Below are 18509 nucleotides of genomic sequence, written 5' to 3'. Positions count from 1 at the left end.
AAATGTGGCCACGTTCGGGCATTATGTCGGCCTCACTTGCGAGCCTGGATGAGGATATGAGCCGTTATCAACCACCGTTGACCCTGAACACAAGAATATTGGCGTTGATCGCTGAGATCAGTGAGCAGATTGGTCAGCTTTCGGCGATGGATGATCGGCGGCAAACGCCTCAACTGCGCCGTAGTAATCGAATTCGTACTATTCAGGCTTCTTTGGCGATTGAGAACAACACCCTGAGCATTGAACAGGTGACAGCCGTTCTGGCAGGGCAGCGAGTGCTTGGTCTGCCCCGAGAAATCCAGGAAGTACGTAACGCCTTTACAGCCTATGAATCCATGCCGCAGTGGCAGCCGAGCAGCCGGTCCGACCTGCTCCAGGCGCATGAGTTGCTGATGCGGGGATTGATTGACGACTGTGGGCAGCTTCGTCGAGCCGGGGTGGGTATCTACCGTGGCGAGAAATTGGTTCATATGGCGCCGCCACCGAGTCGCGTTGGGCAGTTGATGGATGATTTGCTGGAATGGCTTGCAGCTTCGGACTGGCATCCGTTGATCACTAGCTGTGTTTTTCACTACAAGTTTGAGTTCATCCATCCTTTCGCCGACGGTAATGGGCGTATGGGCCGCCTTTGGCAGACCTTGATACTCAGTCAATGGCGGCCGGTGCTGGCTTATCTGCCGGTCGAAGCGGTCATTCGAGAGCAGCAGGACGATTATTACGCCGCATTATCGGCAGCCGACCAATTGGCCGAATCAGCTCCTTTTGTCGAGTTCATGCTGCAAGCGCTGAGCCTTGCACTTCAGGAGGCCGCCAGGAGCGAGCCAGTAACCGACCCAGTAACCGCCCCAGTAACCGACCAAGTAGCGAGATTGCTTTGGGCTCTCGATGGAAGCGGTCCGCTGAAGATCAGTGAGTTGATGACAGAGGTCGGATTGGCTCACAAGGCAACGTTTCGTGCTAACTATCTCAAACCGGCATTAGCCGCCGATTTGATTGAAATGACAAACCCCGAGTCGCCGAATAGTCCGGCTCAAAGCTATCGCTTGACCGGACTTGGCAAGCAGACCGCGGCACGGTCAAGATCTGTGTAGATCTTTTGATCTTGCTTTGAGCTGCAAACAAAAATGCCCGCCTCGAAAGAGGCGGGCATTTTTTACAGTTTGCGGAGAAGATCGCAGCCTGCGGCAGCGCCTACAGATCACTGATCGTCAAAATACCGCTCATGCCAATCCACCAACGGCTGCGGTGAGTTGAGCTTCTGGCCGTAGATCACCGAGTACGACAATACGTTTTGCACGTACTGACGGGTTTCGTCGAACGGGATGCTTTCCACCCACACATCGAAGCTCAGGTGATCGGCGCCACGCAGCCATTGACGCACGCGGCCGGGGCCGGCGTTGTAGGCGGCAGAGGCGAGGACGCGGTTGCCGTTGAATTGGCTGTGGACCTGGCTCAGGTAGGCGGCACCGAGCTGGATGTTTTTGTCCGGGTCGAACACTTGCTGCGGCGAAGCGAGAGGTATGCTGAACTTGCGCGCGGTTTCCTTGGCGGTGCCGGGCATCAGTTGCATCAGGCCGCTGGCGCCGACGCCGGAGCGTGCGTCGGCCATGAAGGCGCTTTCCTGCCGGGTGATGGCGAAGACCCAACTCGAGTGCAGGCCACGGACCTTGGCTTCGCGCACCAGGGTTTCGCGGTGGGCCATCGGGAAGCGGATATCCAGGTCGTCCCAGTACTTCGCCTGACTGATGGTACGGATCGCCGGGAAATACCATTTCAGGTCGTAAGCCAGTTTCGCCTGGGCGACCATTTCATCACGGTTGAAGTGCCGGCTGACGTGGTACCACTCGCGACGACCGTCGACGATTTGCCCGCGCGCATGGAATTCCAGGGCGCGTCGTATGCCGGGGGTGTTGCGCACCTTGTTGATCAGCGCCTGACTGAGCACCAGTGGTTTGTTATTCAGCGAATAAGGGGATTGCGAGCGGTCGGCCGCCAGGAAACCGTAGAAGTCGCGCTCGCGAGCCAGCCCCTTGTAAAGCGTCTGCGCTTCCGGATTTTGCGGCTGCGCCAGCTCCAGGCTGCGAGCCTGCCAGTAACGCCAGCGGTTGGTGGTGGCCAGGTCCTGGGGCAGGCGACGGGTCAACTGATAGGCATCGTCCCAACGGGCCAGGCGCAACAGCAGGCGCAAGCGCCATTCGGAAACGGTGTTGTCCCGCAGCTCCGGGTCGTATTTGGTCATCACGTCCAGCGCGCGGCTGTCGAAACGTTTGGCGAGGGTCAGCCCGATTTCCCGGGCAATCGCGACTTTTTCGTCACGGGAGAAGTGCATGCTGTTGGCGTAACCGTCGAGCAGGGCCATGGCCTTGTCCGGATCCTGACGGGCCAGACGGCGCAGGCCGAGGCTGACGATGTCGGACATCGGTTCATCGGCCGGGATGAAACGCGACGGCTGATTGAGCAACTCGGGTTTTTGCGCCACATCCACCAGCAGACGACCGCGCGGGGCGAGGGTCGTCAGGCTATTGATCAGGCTGTTGGCCAGCGGATAGTTGCGCGCCTGGGCGGCGAGTTTGGTGCGTTCCCAGCGTTTCTGTTCGGTCAGTTGACCCTCGGCGGCCCACATGCCGAACACACCATCGCACGCGTCGGGTTGGGTTTTGCCGGTCAGCCAGAGTTTATTGGCGTTGGCGTAGCCTTCGGCCTTGCGGTTATGACTGATCTGATACTGCGCGTTCAGGCAGTCGAGTTCGGTGAAATTGAGTTTGGGGTCATAATATTTGACGAAGGTTGCCCAATCGCCGCGTTCGCTCAGCCAGCGCAGCCAGCGCAACTTCATCCAGTTGGCTTGCGGCAGGTCACCGTGTTCGGCGAGGAATTTTTCGATTTCGGCATTGCTCGCGGTTTTCAGGCGCGCGGTCAATTCGTCATAAGCCAGATAGGGCTCCAGCGGATAATCGCTCAGAGCCTGGCGGTAACGGAAATAAGGGCCGGTATCGCCTTTGGCCAAGGCGCGCTTGGCTTCATCGTAATACTGGCGTTGGGTGGACAGGTCCACCGCCTGGGCGGATTGAGCGACAGCGGCTGTAAGAAGCAAACATGAAAAAAGATTGAAAAGGCGACTGCGCATGAGACGTCCGGGCAGAGAAATCATGACAAGTGCCAGCAAGCGCGGCACTGAATTGTCTGTAGCTTAGCCTTTTGCCAGCAAGGGGCGAAAGCTTTGCCGAGCGGTCGGCACAAGTTCGCAACAATTGTTGTGCAGAGTGCTTCGACATTGAAATTGCCGGCCTTCTGCAGCCTCAAGTCAGGTAGAATGCGCGCCCGGTTTTTGGAGAAGCTCATGACCCTGCTCAAATTCAGCGATGTGTCCCTTGCTTTCGGCGCTATGCCGTTGTTGGACAAGGTGTCCTGGCAGATCGCCCGTGGTGAGCGGGTGTGCATCATCGGCCGCAATGGCACTGGCAAGTCCAGCATGATGAAGCTCGTCAAGGGCGACCAGAAGCCCGATGACGGCTCTGTTTGGCGCGCACCTGGCCTAAAAATTGGCGAATTGCCGCAAGAATTGCCGGTAGCCGACGAGCGGACCGTGTTCGATGTGGTTGCCGAAGGCCTGGACGGTGTTGGTGAGCTGCTCGCGCAATACCACCACCTGAGCCAGAACATCGTCACCGATGCCGATCTGGACAAGCTGATGCACGTTCAGCACGACCTCGAAGCCCGCGACGGCTGGCGTTTGCAGCAACTGGTCGACAGCACCTTGAGCCGCTTGCAACTGCCGGCCGACAAGACCCTCGCCGAATTGTCCGGCGGCTGGCGTCGCCGCGTCCTGCTGGCCCAGGCCCTGGTTTCCGAACCGGATCTGCTGCTGCTCGACGAACCGACCAACCACCTGGACATCGGCGCCATTGCCTGGCTCGAAGAAGCGCTGAAGGATTTCCAGGGCGCCGTGCTGTTCATCACGCACGACCGTTCATTCCTGCAGAACCTCGCGACCCGCATCCTGGAACTGGATCGCGGTGGCCTGATCGACTGGAACGGCGATTACGCGAGTTTCCTCGTGCACAAAGAGGCGACGCTGGCGGCTGAAGAAACCGCCAACGCGCTGTTCGACAAGAAACTGGCCCAGGAAGAAGTCTGGATCCGCCAGGGCATCAAGGCTCGTCGCACCCGTAACGAAGGCCGCGTCCGTGCCCTGAAAGCCTTGCGCGTCGAGCGTAGCGAGCGTCGTGAGCGCACTGGCAAGGCCAACATTCAGCTGGATACTGCCGACAAGTCCGGTAAACAGGTCATGGTCCTCGAGAACGTGAGTTTCGCTCACCCGGGCGGTCCGTTCCTGATCAAGGATTTTTCGATGGTCCTGCAGCGCGGCGACCGTATCGGTCTGCTCGGTGCCAACGGTACCGGCAAAACCACGCTGCTGAAGCTGATGCTCAGCGGTCTGCAACCGACCAGCGGCACAGTGGAAGAGGGGACGCGCATCGACGTGGCCTACTTCGACCAGTTGCGCCATCAGCTGGATCTGGAAAAGACCGTGATCGACAACGTGGCCGAAGGTCGCGACTTCATCGATATCGATGGTCAGAGCCGCCATGTGCTGAGCTACCTCGGCGACTTCCTGTTCAGCCCGCAGCGTGCCCGCACGCCGGTCAAGGCGCTGTCCGGTGGTGAGCGTGCCCGTCTGTTGCTGGCCAAACTGTTCAGCAAACCGGCTAACCTGCTGGTACTCGACGAACCGACCAACGACCTCGACGTGGAAACCCTCGAACTGCTGGAAGAGGTCTTGCTGACCTTCAACGGTACTGTGCTGATGGTCAGCCACGATCGGGCATTCCTCGACAACGTGGTCACCAGCACCCTGGTCTTCGAAGGCGAAGGCAAGGTTCGCGAATACGTCGGCGGTTATCAGGACTGGCTGCGTCAGGGCGGCTCGCCGCGCCTGTTGGGTGTAACCGAGAGCAAGTCCGGCAAGGCCGACCTGAACTCGGCTGTCGTCACTGCTGAACCCGTGCCAGTCGCTGCGGTAGCAGAGGCGCCGGTGGCAAAGAAGAAGCTCAGCTACAAGTTGCAGCGTGAGCTGGAAGCCTTACCGGGTCAGATCGAAGCCATGGAGCAGCAGATCGCAGTAGTTGAAGCGCAGATGGCGGATGCCGGTTTCTATCAGCGTCCTGCTGTCGAAACGGCTGCGGTAATCGCTCAGCTGGAGCAGTTGCAGGCTGAACTCGACGTGATGGTCGAGCGCTGGGCCGAGCTGGATGCCTGATTGATCCGGCTATAAAAAGCCCGGCGTTCAGTGATGAACGCCGGGCTTTTCGTATGGAATGCGATCTACTGGCCGACATGGATTCACTGTGGGAGCGGGCTTGCTCGCGAAAGCGGTCTGACAGTCACCAAAGATGCTGAATGTTAAAACGCCTTCGCGAGCAAGCCCGCTCCCACATTGTTCCGTGTTATCAGCTTTTGATCAGACGCACCGCAAGCACATCGCAAGGCGCGCCGTGCAGTACGTCATTGGCGGTGGAACCAAGCAACAGCGCCAGACCGTGTCGGCCATGGCTGCCCACCACGATCAGGTCGCATGTTTGCTCCTTGGCGAGGTGGTGAATCTCCTGGCGCGGCTGGCCGTAGGTCAAGTGGCTGTATTCCTTGGAGAGTTCCGGGTATTTCACGATCAATCGCTCAAGGCGCTCTTTGGCCTGATCGAACTGTTGTTGTTGCAACTGGGAAAGGTCCATCGGTACGTCGCCGCCAAAGGCCATGGCCATCGGTTCGACGATATGCACCAGGGACAGCTTTGCGCCATTGCTCACCGAGAGTTCGCGAGCTCGGTGGATGACAGGATCGCACTCTTCGGTTAGGTCTACAGCGACCAGAATGTGGTGGTAGGGCATGAGGTGCTCCTCCTGGGGATTGCAATATTGGTAAGTATGGCTGGTTTCAAGCGCATTGGTTTCAAAGTGACTCAATGGGCTCATCAAGAATCGGGAGTACAGATATGACGGTCTGGATAGTGGTGTCAATCCTGCTGGTGGTCTTGAGCCCACTGGTCTGGTTGCGACCGTCTCGTGCTCAGAGCGGGCGCATGGCCCTGCGCATGGAGGCGCGGCGCATAGGCCTGGCCATGCAACTGGCGCCCCAGGAATGGCCGCACTGGTTGAGCCAGGAGCCGCCGAGCCCTTGCGCGCAATACCATCGGCCGCGCCGTGGCACGCGACCGGCGTGCTGGAGTTACTGGCAGAAGGCGCCGGGCGTGTGGGTCAATCAGTGGCAGGAGGTCTGTGAGGATGGGATGCTGCTGAATCATTTCGAAAAATTGCCTGCCAATGTCTACAAGGTCGAGGCGGACAAGCAAATGATTGCCTTGTATTGGGGCGAGAAGGGCGAGGCATCTGTTTTGCAACAAATCGACGCCACCCTTAAAGCACTCGCCTGAACCCGATCCCCCGTAGGAGTTGCCCCTACACAGTCGTGCGTCATTGTCCGACAGGCAGGCAATAAAAAGCCCGACATCATCATCGGGCTGAGGTTGGCCAGGCAGGCCGGTAATTCGGTAAGGCTGATCTTACGCTGGACATTCGTCCAAAGCGTTCAAATTTTTCTCTTCAGGGTCCCGCCCAGCGTAGCTTGTTAAACACAAGCTGCCGGACATTAGGGCGACTTTTCTAACTATTGATTCTATGAATGGCCTCACATGCATCAGCGTGTTGCAGGGCTTCGTGGTACGGAAGTGACCGGAAAGTCGCGTTTCAACCAGTATTTTGGGCGATTGACAATTGCCGGAAATTCCGTGAAGGTGACATACCCGAATCAAACGGGCGTATGAATTGAGCGTTTGTATTACAGATCGCTCCTACAGAATCCCGACTATCGCGTTGGCGGGTGTGCCGGGTGAGTTGGCGTTAGCATCGACGATAAACGTCCTTGCCGAGCCAGTCGCCTGCGTCCGACGTGTACTGTTCAGCTTCCATATCGTGGAGATCAGTTGATGATTTACGAAGGTAAAGCCATCACGGTTAAGGCTCTTGAAAGTGGCATCGTCGAATTGAAATTCGACCTCAAGGGTGAGTCCGTCAACAAGTTCAACCGTCTTACCCTGAACGAACTGCGTCAGGCTGTAGACACCATCAAGGCAGATGCTTCGATCAAGGGTGTGATCGTCAGCAGTGGCAAGGACGTGTTCATCGTCGGCGCCGACATCACCGAATTCGTCGACAACTTCAAGCTGCCGGATGCAGAGCTTGTTGCTGGTAACCTCGAAGCCAACAAGATTTTCAGCGATTTCGAAGACCTTAACGTCCCGACTGTCGCCGCAATCAATGGCATCGCACTGGGCGGCGGTCTTGAAATGTGCCTGGCGGCGGATTTCCGCGTCATGGCCGGCACCGCCAAAATCGGTCTGCCGGAAGTCAAACTGGGCATCTACCCAGGCTTCGGCGGTACTGTGCGTTTGCCGCGCATCATCGGTGCCGACAATGCCATCGAGTGGATTGCTGCCGGTAAGGAAAATCGCGCTGAAGACGCGCTGAAGGTCGGTGCCGTCGATGCCGTGGTCGCCCCGGAGAAATTGCAGGAAGCGGCTCTGAACCTGCTCAAGGGCGCCATCTCCGGCGAGTTTGACTACAAGGCCAAGCGTCAGCCGAAACTCGAGAAGCTCAAGCTCAACGCCATCGAACAAATGATGTCGTTCGAAACAGCCAAAGGTTTCGTGGCGGGTCAAGCGGGCCCGAACTACCCTGCTCCGGTTGAAGCGATCAAGACTATCCAGAAAGCCGCGAACTTCGGTCGTGACAAGGCGCTGGAAGTCGAAGCAGCCGGTTTCGTCAAACTGGCCAAGACCTCTGCCGCGCAGAGCTTGATCGGCCTGTTCCTGAACGATCAGGAACTGAAGAAAAAGGCCAAGGCCTACGACGAAATCGCCAGGGACGTGAAGCAAGCCGCCGTATTGGGCGCTGGCATCATGGGTGGCGGTATCGCTTATCAGTCGGCTTCCAAAGGTACGCCGATCCTGATGAAAGACATCAACGAGCACGGCATCGAGCAAGGTCTGGCAGAAGCCGCCAAGCTGCTGGTGGGCCGCGTTGATAAAGGTCGCATGACCGCTGCGAAAATGGCTGAAGTGCTCAACGGCATTCGTCCTACGCTGTCTTACGGCGATTTCGGTCACGTCGATCTGGTCGTCGAAGCCGTTGTCGAGAACCCGAAGGTCAAGCAAGCCGTTCTGGCTGAAGTCGAAGACAAGGTCAAAGAGGACACCATTCTCGCGTCCAACACCTCGACCATTTCCATTACCTTGCTGGCCAAAGCCCTCAAGCGTCCGGAAAACTTTGTCGGCATGCACTTCTTCAACCCGGTGCACATGATGCCGCTGGTTGAAGTGATCCGTGGCGAGAAGTCCAGCGAAGTGGCTGTTGCCACCACCGTTGCCTACGCCAAGAAAATGGGCAAGAACCCGATCGTCGTCAACGACTGCCCGGGCTTCCTGGTCAACCGCGTGCTGTTCCCGTACTTCGGCGGCTTCGCCAAGCTGGTCAGCGCCGGCGTGGACTTCGTCCGCATCGACAAGGTCATGGAAAAATTCGGCTGGCCGATGGGCCCGGCGTACCTGATGGACGTGGTCGGCATCGACACCGGTCACCACGGTCGCGACGTCATGGCTGAAGGCTTCCCGGACCGCATGAAGGACGACCGCCGTTCGGCCGTCGACGTGCTCTACGAAGCCAAGCGCCTTGGCCAGAAGAATGGCAAGGGCTTCTACGCCTACGAGACCGACAAGCGCGGCAAGCAGAAGAAAGTCGCCGATCCTTCGGTGCTGGAAGTGCTCAAGCCAATCGTTTTCGAACAGCGCGAAGTCACTGACGAGGACATCATCAACTGGATGATGATCCCGCTGTGCCTGGAAACCGTGCGCTGCCTGGAAGACGGCATTGTCGAAACCGCTGCCGAAGCTGACATGGGCCTGGTCTACGGTATTGGTTTCCCTCCATTCCGTGGCGGTGCGCTGCGCTACATCGACTCGATCGGTGTTGCAGAGTTCGTTGCCCTGGCTGACCAGTACGCTGATTTGGGCGCGCTGTACCACCCGACCGCGAAGCTGCGAGAAATGGCCAAAAACGGTCAGAGCTTCTTCGGTTAAGCGCCCACACTAGAGCGAGAGTGAACGTATATGAGCTTGAATCCTAGAGACGTCGTGATTGTCGACTTCGGTCGTACGCCGATGGGCCGCTCCAAGGGCGGCATGCACCGCAACACCCGCGCCGAGGACATGTCGGCGCACCTGATCAGCAAATTGCTGGAACGCAACGTCAAGGTCGACCCGAGTGAAGTCGAAGACGTGATCTGGGGCTGCGTGAACCAGACCCTGGAGCAGGGCTGGAACATCGCCCGCATGGCGTCCCTGATGACGCAGATCCCGCACACCTCGGCCGGCCAGACCGTCAGCCGCCTGTGTGGCTCGTCGATGAGTGCTCTGCACACCGCTGCGCAAGCGATCATGACCGGCAATGGTGACGTGTTCGTGGTTGGTGGCGTCGAGCATATGGGTCACGTGAGCATGATGCACGGTGTCGATCCGAACCCGCACATGTCCCTGTATGCGGCGAAAGCCTCGGGCATGATGGGCCTGACCGCGGAAATGCTCGGCAAAATGCACGGCATTACTCGCGAACAGCAAGACGCCTTTGGCGTGCGCTCCCACCAGCTCGCCCACAAGGCGACTGTGGAAGGCAAGTTCAAAGACGAAATCATCCCGATGCAGGGCTACGACGAGAACGGTTTCCTGAAACTGTTCGACTACGACGAAACCATTCGTCCGGAAACTACCCTGGAAAGCCTGGCGGCTCTGAAACCAGCGTTTAATCCGAAGGGCGGCACCGTGACAGCCGGTACTTCGTCGCAGATCACCGATGGTGCTTCGTGCATGATCGTGATGTCGGCGCAGCGTGCACAGGACTTGGGCATCCAGCCTTTGGCGGTGATTCGTTCGATGGCAGTGGCAGGTGTGGACCCGGCGATCATGGGCTATGGTCCAGTACCGGCAACACAAAAAGCACTGAAGCGCGCGGGCCTTGGCATCAGCGATATCGACTTCTTCGAGCTCAACGAAGCTTTCGCCGCACAGGCCCTGCCAGTGCTGAAAGATTTGAAAGTGCTCGACAAGATGAACGAGAAGGTTAACCTGCACGGCGGCGCGATCGCCCTGGGTCACCCGTTCGGTTGTTCCGGTGCGCGTATCTCCGGCACTTTGCTGAACGTGATGAAACAGAATGGCGGCACCTTCGGGGTGGCTACCATGTGCATTGGTCTCGGCCAAGGCATCTCCACCGTCTTCGAACGCGTTTAAGCGTTTCGCTGATGGAAGCCGGGGCCAAGTGCCCCGGTTTTTGTTTTTCCGGATTTATTTTATTTTTATTTTGAAAAAATTTGAGTGAGGGCCAAAGCATGCCGATACAACCTGGGCTCTACGAACATTACAAAGGTCCGCAGTACCGCGTCTTCGCTGTTGCGCGGCATTCTGAAACCGAAGAAGAAGTGGTCTTTTACCAAGCCCTGTATGGCGATTACGGCTTTTGGGTACGTCCCTTGAGCATGTTCCTGGAGTCGGTCGAGGTTGACGGCGAACAGGTGCCACGCTTTGCTTTGGTGCAAGCCGAACCGAGCGTTTTTCCTCAGCCATAAGGGGAGTGCGCGCAGATTCCTGCGCTTGACCTCACCTTGTAGCCACTATATATAGCGGTGCCGCGTCAGGCGCCAACCGCCTTTCACTTCTAGAATTCAGGAATTTTCTGATCCATGGGCAAATCGCTGGTCATTGTGGAATCCCCGGCTAAGGCCAAGACCATCAACAAGTATCTGGGTAACCAATACGTGGTGAAGTCGAGTATCGGCCATATCCGAGACCTGCCCACCAGCGGTTCGGCTAGCGCCAGCAAAGAGCCTGCCGCCAAGCGTGGCAAGGCCGCCGCAGGTGAAGGTCCGGTGCTCACGCCGAAAGAGAAAGCGCGCAAGCAGCTGGTCTCGCGCATGGGTGTCGATCCCGATCATGGCTGGAAAGCCAAGTACGAGATCCTTCCGGGCAAGGAAAAAGTCATCGAAGAGCTGCGCCGGCTCGCTAAAGATGCTGACACCATCTATCTCGCAACCGACTTGGATCGCGAGGGGGAAGCCATTGCCTGGCACCTGCGCGAAGCCATCGGTGGTGACGACAGCCGCTACAAGCGCGTGGTGTTCAACGAAATCACCAAGAAAGCGATCCAGGAAGCCTTCTCCAAACCGGGCGAGCTGGACATCGATCGAGTCAACGCCCAGCAGGCGCGCCGCTTCCTCGACCGCGTGGTGGGTTACATGGTTTCGCCGCTGCTGTGGGCCAAGATCGCCCGTGGCCTGTCCGCCGGTCGCGTGCAATCGGTTGCCGTGAAGCTGGTGGTCGAGCGTGAGCGTGAAATTCGCGCGTTCAACCCGGAAGAATACTGGGAAGTGCATGCCGACCTCGGTACCGCCAAGGGCGCGACCGTGCGCTTCGACGTGGCCCGCGAGAAAGGCGAAGCCTTCAAGCCGCTCAACGAAGCCCAGGCCATGGCCGCGCTGGAGAAGCTCAAGGCTTCCAGCTACAGCATCGTCAAGCGCGAAGACAAGCCGACCAGCAGCAAGCCGTCGGCACCGTTCATCACCTCCACCCTGCAACAGGCCGCAAGTAACCGCCTGGGCTTCGGTGTGAAGAAAACCATGATGATGGCCCAGCGTCTGTACGAAGCTGGCTACATCACCTATATGCGTACCGACTCCACCAACCTCTCGGCCGATGCCGTGGCGATGGCGCGTACTTATATTGAAGGCGAGTTCGGCAAGAAATACCTGCCGGAAAACCCGAACGTTTATAGCAGCAAGGAAGGCGCACAAGAGGCTCACGAAGCGATTCGTCCGTCCGACGCCAATACCGAGCCAAGCAAGCTTTCGGGCATGGAGCGTGATGCCGAGCGGCTTTACGAGCTGATCTGGCGCCAGTTCCTGGCCTGCCAGATGCTGCCGGCCCAATACCTGTCGACCACGGTCACTGTCGGTGCCGGTGACTTCGAACTGCGCGCCAAGGGCCGCATCCTGAAGTTCGACGGTTACACCCGCGTCATGCCGCAAATCACCAAGCCTGGCGATGACGACGTGCTGCCGGATATGGCCCAGGGCGACGCGATGAAGCTGATCAAGCTTGATCCGACCCAGCACTTCACCAAGCCTCCGGCGCGTTACTCGGAAGCGAGCCTGGTTAAAGAAATGGAAAAACGCGGCATCGGTCGTCCTTCGACCTACGCGGCGATCATTTCGACTATCCAGGACCGCGGCTACGTAGCGCTGCACAACCGTCGTTTCTATTCGGAAAAGATGGGCGACATCGTCACCGAGCGTCTGGCCGAGAGCTTCTCCAATCTCATGGACTACGGCTTCACCGCCGGCATGGAAGAGAACCTCGATGACGTCGCTCAGGGCGAACGCGACTGGAAAAACGTGCTCGACGAGTTCTACGGCGACTTCAAGAAGAAACTCGAAGTGGCCGAAAGCCCGGAAAACGGCATGCGGGCCAACCAGCCGGTCATGACTGACATTCCGTGCCTGACCTGCGGCCGTCCGATGCAGATTCGTACTGCCTCGACGGGCGTGTTCCTCGGTTGCTCGGGCTATAGCCTGCCGCCGAAAGAGCGCTGCAAAGCCACCGTCAACCTGGTGCCGGGCGATGAAATCGCTGCGGATGACGAGGGTGAGTCCGAGTCGCTGGTCCTGCGTGGCAAACATCGCTGCCCGATCTGCAGCACAGCCATGGACGCTTACCTGCTCGACGAGAAGCGCAAGCTGCACATCTGCGGTAACAACCCGGATTGCGCTGGCTACGAAATCGAAGAGGGCACCTATCGCATTAAGGGCTACGAAGGTCCGAGCCTGGAATGCGACAAGTGTGGCAGCGAGATGCAGCTCAAGACGGGCCGCTTCGGTAAGTTCTTCGGTTGCACCAACGCCACCTGCAAGAACACCCGCAAGCTGCTGAAAAGCGGTGATGCGGCACCGCCGAAGATGGACCCGGTGAAGATGCCTGAGCTCAAATGCGAAAAGGTCAACGACACCTACATCCTGCGCGACGGTGCTTCCGGCCTGTTCCTGGCGGCCAGCCAGTTCCCGAAAAACCGCGAGACCCGTGCTCCGTTGGTCATGGAGATCGTGCCGCACAAGGATGAGATCGATCCGAAGTATCACTTCCTTTGCGAAGCGCCGAAGAAAGATCCGGACGGCCTCCCGGCAGTGATCCGTTACAGCCGCAAGACCAAAGAGCAGTACGTGCAGACTGAGGTTGATGGTAAGCCGACTGGCTGGAAGGCGTATTACGACGGCGGCAAGTGGACGGTTGAAGACAAGCGTCCAGCAGCCAAAGCTTAAAAAACCGCTGTATACAAAAAGGCCGCATGACAACCCTCGGGTTTTCATGCGGCCTTTTTTGTTTTGGGCTTGCGGGGGGCTCAGGTGATCCACGACACTGTCTGACCTGCGTGAAGCAATTATTTCGTTGTGGAGGCTGCCGTCATGGCCCACGAACTCTATACCCGTACCAACCAGAAGATTTATTTTGCTGGCCTGTCGCTGGAAGCGCTCGCCAAAGCCGAAGAGGGGCGGGCGATGAACGCCTTGGCGCTGATTCAGGCCGGGCGCGAATCGGCGTTGTTTCACCTGTACGGTGCTTTGCTGGGACTGTGCCATGAAATCGCCGGTTTCTATCGCCTGCCTCAGGCCAATGCGCCACGGGCAGAAATGCTGTTGACCCGCGAAGTGCTCGAAACCATCGCTATTCCGGAAATGGCCGAGATGGTCGAACTGGCGCAAAACCCTGAAACCTGGCTGGCCAAGTTGCTGTCGGCACATGCCGCATTGTTTCAGCCGCCTCGCGCTCCGCACAAGCCCAAGGGTGATGTGACGCAGCCACTCATTCTGGCCGTTAATCTGGATGAAGAAGAGGCGCCGCAAGAGCTGAGTCGGGAAGAGCTGGAGAGCTGGCGTCAGAACCTTAAAGGCCTGGCGATTCGGTTTCGCGAAGGGTTGAATGAGTGCTGAAAGATTGAGTGTTTAGGGACGGGGCGGCTCAAGGAAGAGTGATGTCAGAAATTTCTCTTCGTGATGGCATTTGGTCAAGATCCCGAGCGAAGCTTGGCTGATGCCTATATAATCCCCGCCTTTCGTGGAGAACAGACCTTTATGCCAACGTCCTTTCTAGAAATTGTCGAGTTACCAGACGGCCGAATCGAGCTGCGCAGGGCCGAGGACGAGGGTTCTCTGGTTACTTTGGATTTCTCCGAGGATGCCAAGGTTTTCCTGCAAGGCCAGCATGTGGAAGTCGCCAAGGCGATGTTGAGCGTCGGTGTCCAGATGGCAGGACGCCTGGTTGAAGGCGAATTTGATAAGGAAGAGGGGCCTCGGGTTCTTCATTGATCCCGCCCGTCGGATTCTTCGGATACCTTTACAGATTGGCTTCTCTATCCTTGGAGAAGCCCCACGCGGTTCAGCGCGCACAGTGTTTGTCAGTTAACCCAGTCGAATATTCAGACTTTGCGCATCCCCGGTACGGGCGGCGCTGATAAACTGTTGCCGCAATGTTGTGCTCAGCGGGTTAAGCCAGCTGACGACCGTATGGCTGCGGCCAAGTCGCAAGGCTTCGCAGGTCAACTGCTGAGCGCTCTGTGTGCCACGCGGTTGCAGGAGCAGAATGCGCTCACGGTTCAGGCCGGCGTCCCGTAACCAGGCTTGTGTCAGGCTGGCGGGCGGGGCGATCAGTGTCAGCCAGCGTGCATCCTGATCCTGGCTCAGTTCCCTGAGAATCGGAGCCAGAAGGTTCAGGCAGTTCCCGGCCGCGCCGCGCAGTGATAGCTCGCTGAAAACTTCGGGCTCGGCGCTCCAGGGCGATTCGACCACGTCTTTCAGGATCGGCGCCAATGGCTGTGCCATGAACGCCTCGAACAACGGCAGTTGGGCTTGCTGTGAGGTATGTGGGAACTGCATAAAGCCTCCTTTAGCGGCGAATCACGCCGACACTCAAGCCTTCGATAACCAGTTCCTGATCTTTCAGGTTGACTTCGATAGGGGCGAATTCAGGGTTCTCGGCAATCAACCAGACCTTGCTACCATCGCGCTTGAAGCGCTTGACGGTCACTTCGTCGCCGATTCGCGCCACCACAATCTGACCGTTACGGGCTTCGCGGGTGGTATGGACGGCGAGCAGGTCACCGTCGAAAATGCCGACGTCCTTCATGCTCATCCCATGGACCCGTAGCAGATAGTCGGCGCGAGGATGGAAGAACGAAGGGTTGATGTTGCAGGATTCTTCGATGTGCTGCTGGGCGAGGATCGGCGCACCGGCAGCCACCCGGCCGATGATCGGCAAGCTGGACTCGTCGGCCTTGGCTTCGAAGCCAGGGATGCGGATGCCGCGGGAGGCGCCCGGGGTCATCTCGATCGCCCCTTTGCGGGCCAGTGCCTTGAGGTGTTCTTCCGCCGCATTGGGCGACTTGAACCCCAGTTCCTGAGCGATTTCCGCGCGGGTCGGCGGGTAGCCGTTGTCTTCGAGGCAACGTTTGATGAAGGCCAGAATCTCTGCTTGGCGTGGCGTCAGCTTTAGCATATTGATCGCTCTGTCTTTTTATACAGTGACTGGGATTATATACAGTGAATCGGTCTTGGCAATGCCCCTTTTTTTGCACGCCGCTGGACGGTCATTCTGCTCGCCGAGTGAAGCGCCACTGTTGTATGGTTAAATACCTGACCGACCATTCCCAAAACGAACCGCCAGACTTGACAAGGCCGGGGCTGAAACGTATGTTTCAAACAAGTGTTTGTCAGGCGGAGTAGTCATGGCCCAGTCGGAAACCGTTGAACGCATTCTCGATGCTGCCGAGCAGTTGTTCGCGGAAAAAGGTTTCGCTGAAACCTCATTGCGTTTGATCACCAGCAAGGCCGGTGTCAATCTGGCAGCGGTGAACTATCACTTCGGGTCGAAGAAAGCGCTGATTCAGGCGGTATTCTCGCGTTTTCTCGGACCATTCTGCCTCAGCCTCGATAAAGAGCTTGAGCGCCGTCAGGCCAAGCCCGAGAACAAGCCGACCCTTGAAGAGCTGCTTGAAATCCTCGTCGAACAAGCCCTGGTGGTGCAGCCACGCAGCGGTAACGACTTGTCCATTTTCATGCGTTTGCTGGGACTGGCCTTCAGTCAGAGCCAAGGGCACTTGCGTCGTTATCTGGAAGATATGTACGGCAAGGTGTTCCGCCGCTACATGATGCTGGTCAACGAGGCAGCACCGCGCATTCCACCGATCGAACTGTTCTGGCGCGTGCACTTCATGCTCGGTGCCGCGGCGTTCAGCATGTCGGGGATCAAGGCCTTGCGTGCGATTGCCGAGACCGATTTCGGCGTCAACACCTCCATTGAACAAGTGATGCGTCTGATGGTGCCATTTCTGGCGGCTGGCATGCGCGCTGAAACCGGCGTTACCGACACCGCCATGGCTACCGCGCAGTTGCGTCCGCGCAGCAAATCGGCCCCGGTCGCCGCCAAGGTTTAACCGCACACGGGTGGGCGCGGCAGCTGACATCCGCTAAGCTAGCTGCCCATGCCGACTCTCGTTCTGAATCCGCCCCTCATTGATATCGCCGACCTGCCGGGCACAGCCCATGGCGGTGAATTCGTGCGAGCCGGGTTTATCCTAATCAAGGAATTTCTATGACTGCTGGCCTGCAAGGCTCGTTGATGGTGGACGTCGCCGGTACCTGGCTGACGGCTGAAGATCGCCAATTGTTGCGCCAGCCCGAAGTGGGCGGCCTGATCATTTTTGCCCGCAACATCGAACATCCGCATCAAGTGCGCGAGTTGAGCGCCGCGATCCGCGCCATTCGTCCCGATCTGCTGTTGGCGGTGGATCAGGAGGGCGGTCGGGTTCAGCGGCTGCGTCAGGGTTTCGTGCGGCTGCCAGCCATGCGTGCCATTGCCGATAACCCGAATGCCGAATACCTGGCCGAGCAATGTGGCTGGATCATGGCGACCGAAGTGCTGGCGGTCGGTCTCGACCTGAGCTTTGCCCCGGTGCTGGACCTGGATTACCAGCGCAGCGCGGTGGTTGGCACCCGTTCGTTCGAAGGTGATCCCGAGCGTGCAGCCTTGCTCGCCGGTGCTTTCATCCGCGGCATGAACAGCGCCGGCATGGCCGCCACTGGCAAGCATTTCCCCGGTCATGGCTGGGCCGAGGCCGATTCCCATGTCGCGATTCCCAACGACGAGCGCAGCCTCGACGAGATCCGCGCCAACGACCTGGTGCCATTCGCGCGACTGAGCAAGCAACTGGCCGCTGTCATGCCAGCCCACGTTATTTATCCACAAGTCGATTCCCAGCCTGCAGGTTTTTCCCGTCGCTGGTTGCAGGACATCCTGCGCGGCGAGCTGCAGTTCGATGGCGTGATCTTCAGCGATGATCTGTCGATGGCGGGTGCGCACGTGGTTGGCGATGCCGCCAGTCGCATCGAAGCGGCATTGACCGCCGGTTGTGACATGGGCCTGGTGTGCAACGATCGCGCGGCTGCCGAGCTGGCCTTGAGCGCCGCCCAGCGTTTGAAGGTCAAACCTTCGGCGCGTATTGCGCGGATGCGCGGGCAGGCATACGCCAGCACCGAATACCGTCAAGATCCACGCTGGCTGGCGGCCATCGGCGCACTCAGAGAAGCTCAATTGATTGATTAAGGATTTTCCGTAATGACGGTTTACGCGATCATCGGTGGCACCGGCCTGACTCAACTCGAAGGCTTGAGCATTCGTCAGTCATTGGCGGTGGACACGCCTTATGGCGCGCCTTCGGCCGAGGTGCAGATCGGTGAGTATGCCGGCAGGGAAGTGCTATTTCTCGCGCGTCATGGGCACCCACACCGTTTCCCGCCGCATCAGGTGAACTACCGCGCCAACCTGTGGGCCTTGAAGCAGGCCGGTGCCGAAGCGATTCTTGCAGTCAATGCCGTGGGTGGGATTCACACTGCGATGGGCACCGGGCATTTCTGTGTGCCGCATCAATTGATCGACTACACCAGCGGTCGCGAACACACCTATTTCGCCGATGACCTGGAACAGGTCACCCACATCGACTTCAGCTATCCCTACAGCGAATCCTTGCGTCAGCAATTGATCGCGGCGTTGGCGGCTGAAGGGGTTGGCTACAGCAGCCATGGCGTGTACGCCTGCACCCAGGGCCCACGTCTGGAAACCGTCGCTGAAATTGCGCGGCTGGAACGTGACGGTTGCGACATCGTCGGCATGACCGGCATGCCGGAAGCAGCATTGGCGCGTGAGCTGGAACTGGATTACGCCTGTCTGGCGCTGGTAGTGAACCCGGCGGCGGGCAAGTCGACGGCGGTGATCACCATGGCCGAGATCGAGCAGGCATTGCATGACGGGATGGGTAAGGTGAATTCGACGTTGGCGCGGGTGTTGAGAGGCTAAGACGTACCCC

16 protein-coding genes are annotated in these 18509 nt (G+C 58.5%); 12 read left to right on the top strand and 4 right to left on the bottom strand.

Annotation, left to right across the window (positions count from 1 at the left end):
* Positions 1-56: 56 nt before the first annotated feature.
* On the top strand, positions 57-1091 hold the full coding sequence (locus MEB48_RS24160) for a Fic family protein (protein WP_237886348.1): 1035 nt from the start codon (positions 57-59) through the stop codon (positions 1089-1091).
* Positions 1092-1198: 107 nt separating this feature from the next.
* On the opposite strand, the gene MEB48_RS24155 is transcribed toward MEB48_RS24160, so the two are convergent.
* Positions 1199-3127, bottom strand: a complete 1929-nt coding sequence (locus MEB48_RS24155) for a transglycosylase SLT domain-containing protein (protein WP_237886347.1) — start codon at positions 3125-3127, stop codon at positions 1199-1201.
* A gap of 213 nt (positions 3128-3340) precedes the next feature.
* On the opposite strand from MEB48_RS24155, the gene MEB48_RS24150 reads away from it, so the two are divergent.
* Positions 3341-5260 carry an ATP-binding cassette domain-containing protein gene (locus MEB48_RS24150; protein ID WP_237886346.1) on the top strand — a complete coding sequence of 640 codons (1920 nt, stop codon included), beginning with the start codon at positions 3341-3343 and terminating at the stop codon, positions 5258-5260.
* A 190-nt stretch (positions 5261-5450) separates the two neighbouring features.
* Here the strand turns inward: MEB48_RS24150 and MEB48_RS24145 are convergent, their stop codons facing one another.
* The gene (locus MEB48_RS24145) at positions 5451-5888 is read right to left on the bottom strand and encodes a universal stress protein (RefSeq protein ID WP_030128421.1); all 438 of its coding nucleotides are present in this window, start codon (positions 5886-5888) and stop codon (positions 5451-5453) included.
* A gap of 104 nt (positions 5889-5992) precedes the next feature.
* On the opposite strand from MEB48_RS24145, the gene MEB48_RS24140 reads away from it, so the two are divergent.
* The 7 genes from MEB48_RS24140 (at position 5993) to MEB48_RS24110 (ending at position 14457) form a co-directional block, all read left to right on the top strand.
* Complete coding sequence (locus tag MEB48_RS24140; protein ID WP_237886345.1) at positions 5993-6430, top strand: hypothetical protein; 438 nt, start codon at positions 5993-5995, stop codon at positions 6428-6430.
* A 552-nt stretch (positions 6431-6982) separates the two neighbouring features.
* The gene (gene fadB / locus MEB48_RS24135; protein WP_237886344.1) at positions 6983-9130 is read left to right on the top strand and encodes a fatty acid oxidation complex subunit alpha FadB; all 2148 of its coding nucleotides are present in this window, start codon (positions 6983-6985) and stop codon (positions 9128-9130) included.
* A gap of 30 nt (positions 9131-9160) precedes the next feature.
* Complete coding sequence (gene fadA / locus MEB48_RS24130; RefSeq protein ID WP_095052046.1) at positions 9161-10336, top strand: acetyl-CoA C-acyltransferase FadA; 1176 nt, start codon at positions 9161-9163, stop codon at positions 10334-10336.
* Between the two features lie 98 nt (positions 10337-10434).
* A complete protein-coding gene (locus MEB48_RS24125) occupies positions 10435-10671 on the top strand; it encodes a DUF1653 domain-containing protein (protein WP_007907781.1) in 237 nt (78 codons plus the stop codon).
* Positions 10672-10785: 114 nt separating this feature from the next.
* Positions 10786-13413 (top strand): type I DNA topoisomerase, encoded by a 2628-nt coding sequence (topA, locus tag MEB48_RS24120; RefSeq protein WP_237886343.1) that lies wholly within the window; start codon positions 10786-10788, stop codon positions 13411-13413.
* 144 nt (positions 13414-13557) lie between these two features.
* Positions 13558-14082: a DUF6586 family protein gene (locus MEB48_RS24115; RefSeq protein ID WP_237886342.1), complete on the top strand. Its 525-nt coding sequence runs from the start codon at positions 13558-13560 to the stop codon at positions 14080-14082.
* A 141-nt stretch (positions 14083-14223) separates the two neighbouring features.
* Complete coding sequence (locus tag MEB48_RS24110; protein ID WP_007907774.1) at positions 14224-14457, top strand: hypothetical protein; 234 nt, start codon at positions 14224-14226, stop codon at positions 14455-14457.
* Positions 14458-14550: 93 nt separating this feature from the next.
* Here the strand turns inward: MEB48_RS24110 and sulA are convergent, their stop codons facing one another.
* Together sulA and lexA are read right to left on the bottom strand one after the other, a co-directional pair.
* Positions 14551-15024, bottom strand: a complete 474-nt coding sequence (gene sulA, locus MEB48_RS24105; RefSeq protein ID WP_237886341.1) for an SOS-induced cell division inhibitor SulA — start codon at positions 15022-15024, stop codon at positions 14551-14553.
* Positions 15025-15034: 10 nt separating this feature from the next.
* Entirely contained in the window at positions 15035-15643 is a 609-nt protein-coding gene (gene lexA, locus MEB48_RS24100) for a transcriptional repressor LexA (protein WP_007907770.1), read from the bottom strand.
* A gap of 229 nt (positions 15644-15872) precedes the next feature.
* Here lexA and MEB48_RS24095 point away from each other — a divergent pair, with 229 nt between their 5' ends.
* From MEB48_RS24095 to MEB48_RS24085, 3 genes are all read left to right on the top strand, one after another.
* Positions 15873-16580, top strand: a complete 708-nt coding sequence (locus MEB48_RS24095) for a TetR/AcrR family transcriptional regulator (RefSeq protein ID WP_007907768.1) — start codon at positions 15873-15875, stop codon at positions 16578-16580.
* A 170-nt stretch (positions 16581-16750) separates the two neighbouring features.
* Positions 16751-17749, top strand: a complete 999-nt coding sequence (gene nagZ / locus MEB48_RS24090; RefSeq protein WP_237886354.1) for a beta-N-acetylhexosaminidase — start codon at positions 16751-16753, stop codon at positions 17747-17749.
* A gap of 12 nt (positions 17750-17761) precedes the next feature.
* Positions 17762-18499, top strand: coding sequence for an S-methyl-5'-thioinosine phosphorylase (locus tag MEB48_RS24085; RefSeq protein ID WP_237886340.1), 738 nt, complete (start codon positions 17762-17764; stop codon positions 18497-18499).
* Positions 18500-18509 lie beyond the last annotated feature (10 nt).

The organism is Pseudomonas sp. PGPR40 (genome assembly GCF_022014505.1).
Classification (GTDB): domain Bacteria; phylum Pseudomonadota; class Gammaproteobacteria; order Pseudomonadales; family Pseudomonadaceae; genus Aquipseudomonas.
This window is presented reverse-complemented; position numbering and strand designations above follow the sequence as displayed.

What these genes read in the sequence shown, in the direction of transcription:
- MEB48_RS24160 (WP_237886348.1), top strand. Translation starts at nt 57, where the DNA reads ATGAGCCGTTATCAACCACCGTTGACCCTGAACACAAGAATATTGGCG.
- MEB48_RS24155 (WP_237886347.1), bottom strand. Translation starts at nt 3,127, where the DNA reads ATGCGCAGTCGCCTTTTCAATCTTTTTTCATGTTTGCTTCTTACAGCC.
- MEB48_RS24150 (WP_237886346.1), top strand. Translation starts at nt 3,341, where the DNA reads ATGACCCTGCTCAAATTCAGCGATGTGTCCCTTGCTTTCGGCGCTATG.
- MEB48_RS24145 (WP_030128421.1), bottom strand. Translation starts at nt 5,888, where the DNA reads ATGCCCTACCACCACATTCTGGTCGCTGTAGACCTAACCGAAGAGTGC.
- MEB48_RS24140 (WP_237886345.1), top strand. Translation starts at nt 5,993, where the DNA reads ATGACGGTCTGGATAGTGGTGTCAATCCTGCTGGTGGTCTTGAGCCCA.
- fadB (WP_237886344.1), top strand. Translation starts at nt 6,983, where the DNA reads ATGATTTACGAAGGTAAAGCCATCACGGTTAAGGCTCTTGAAAGTGGC.
- fadA (WP_095052046.1), top strand. Translation starts at nt 9,161, where the DNA reads ATGAGCTTGAATCCTAGAGACGTCGTGATTGTCGACTTCGGTCGTACG.
- MEB48_RS24125 (WP_007907781.1), top strand. Translation starts at nt 10,435, where the DNA reads ATGCCGATACAACCTGGGCTCTACGAACATTACAAAGGTCCGCAGTAC.
- topA (WP_237886343.1), top strand. Translation starts at nt 10,786, where the DNA reads ATGGGCAAATCGCTGGTCATTGTGGAATCCCCGGCTAAGGCCAAGACC.
- MEB48_RS24115 (WP_237886342.1), top strand. Translation starts at nt 13,558, where the DNA reads ATGGCCCACGAACTCTATACCCGTACCAACCAGAAGATTTATTTTGCT.
- MEB48_RS24110 (WP_007907774.1), top strand. Translation starts at nt 14,224, where the DNA reads ATGCCAACGTCCTTTCTAGAAATTGTCGAGTTACCAGACGGCCGAATC.
- sulA (WP_237886341.1), bottom strand. Translation starts at nt 15,024, where the DNA reads ATGCAGTTCCCACATACCTCACAGCAAGCCCAACTGCCGTTGTTCGAG.
- lexA (WP_007907770.1), bottom strand. Translation starts at nt 15,643, where the DNA reads ATGCTAAAGCTGACGCCACGCCAAGCAGAGATTCTGGCCTTCATCAAA.
- MEB48_RS24095 (WP_007907768.1), top strand. Translation starts at nt 15,873, where the DNA reads ATGGCCCAGTCGGAAACCGTTGAACGCATTCTCGATGCTGCCGAGCAG.
- MEB48_RS24085 (WP_237886340.1), top strand. Translation starts at nt 17,762, where the DNA reads ATGACGGTTTACGCGATCATCGGTGGCACCGGCCTGACTCAACTCGAA.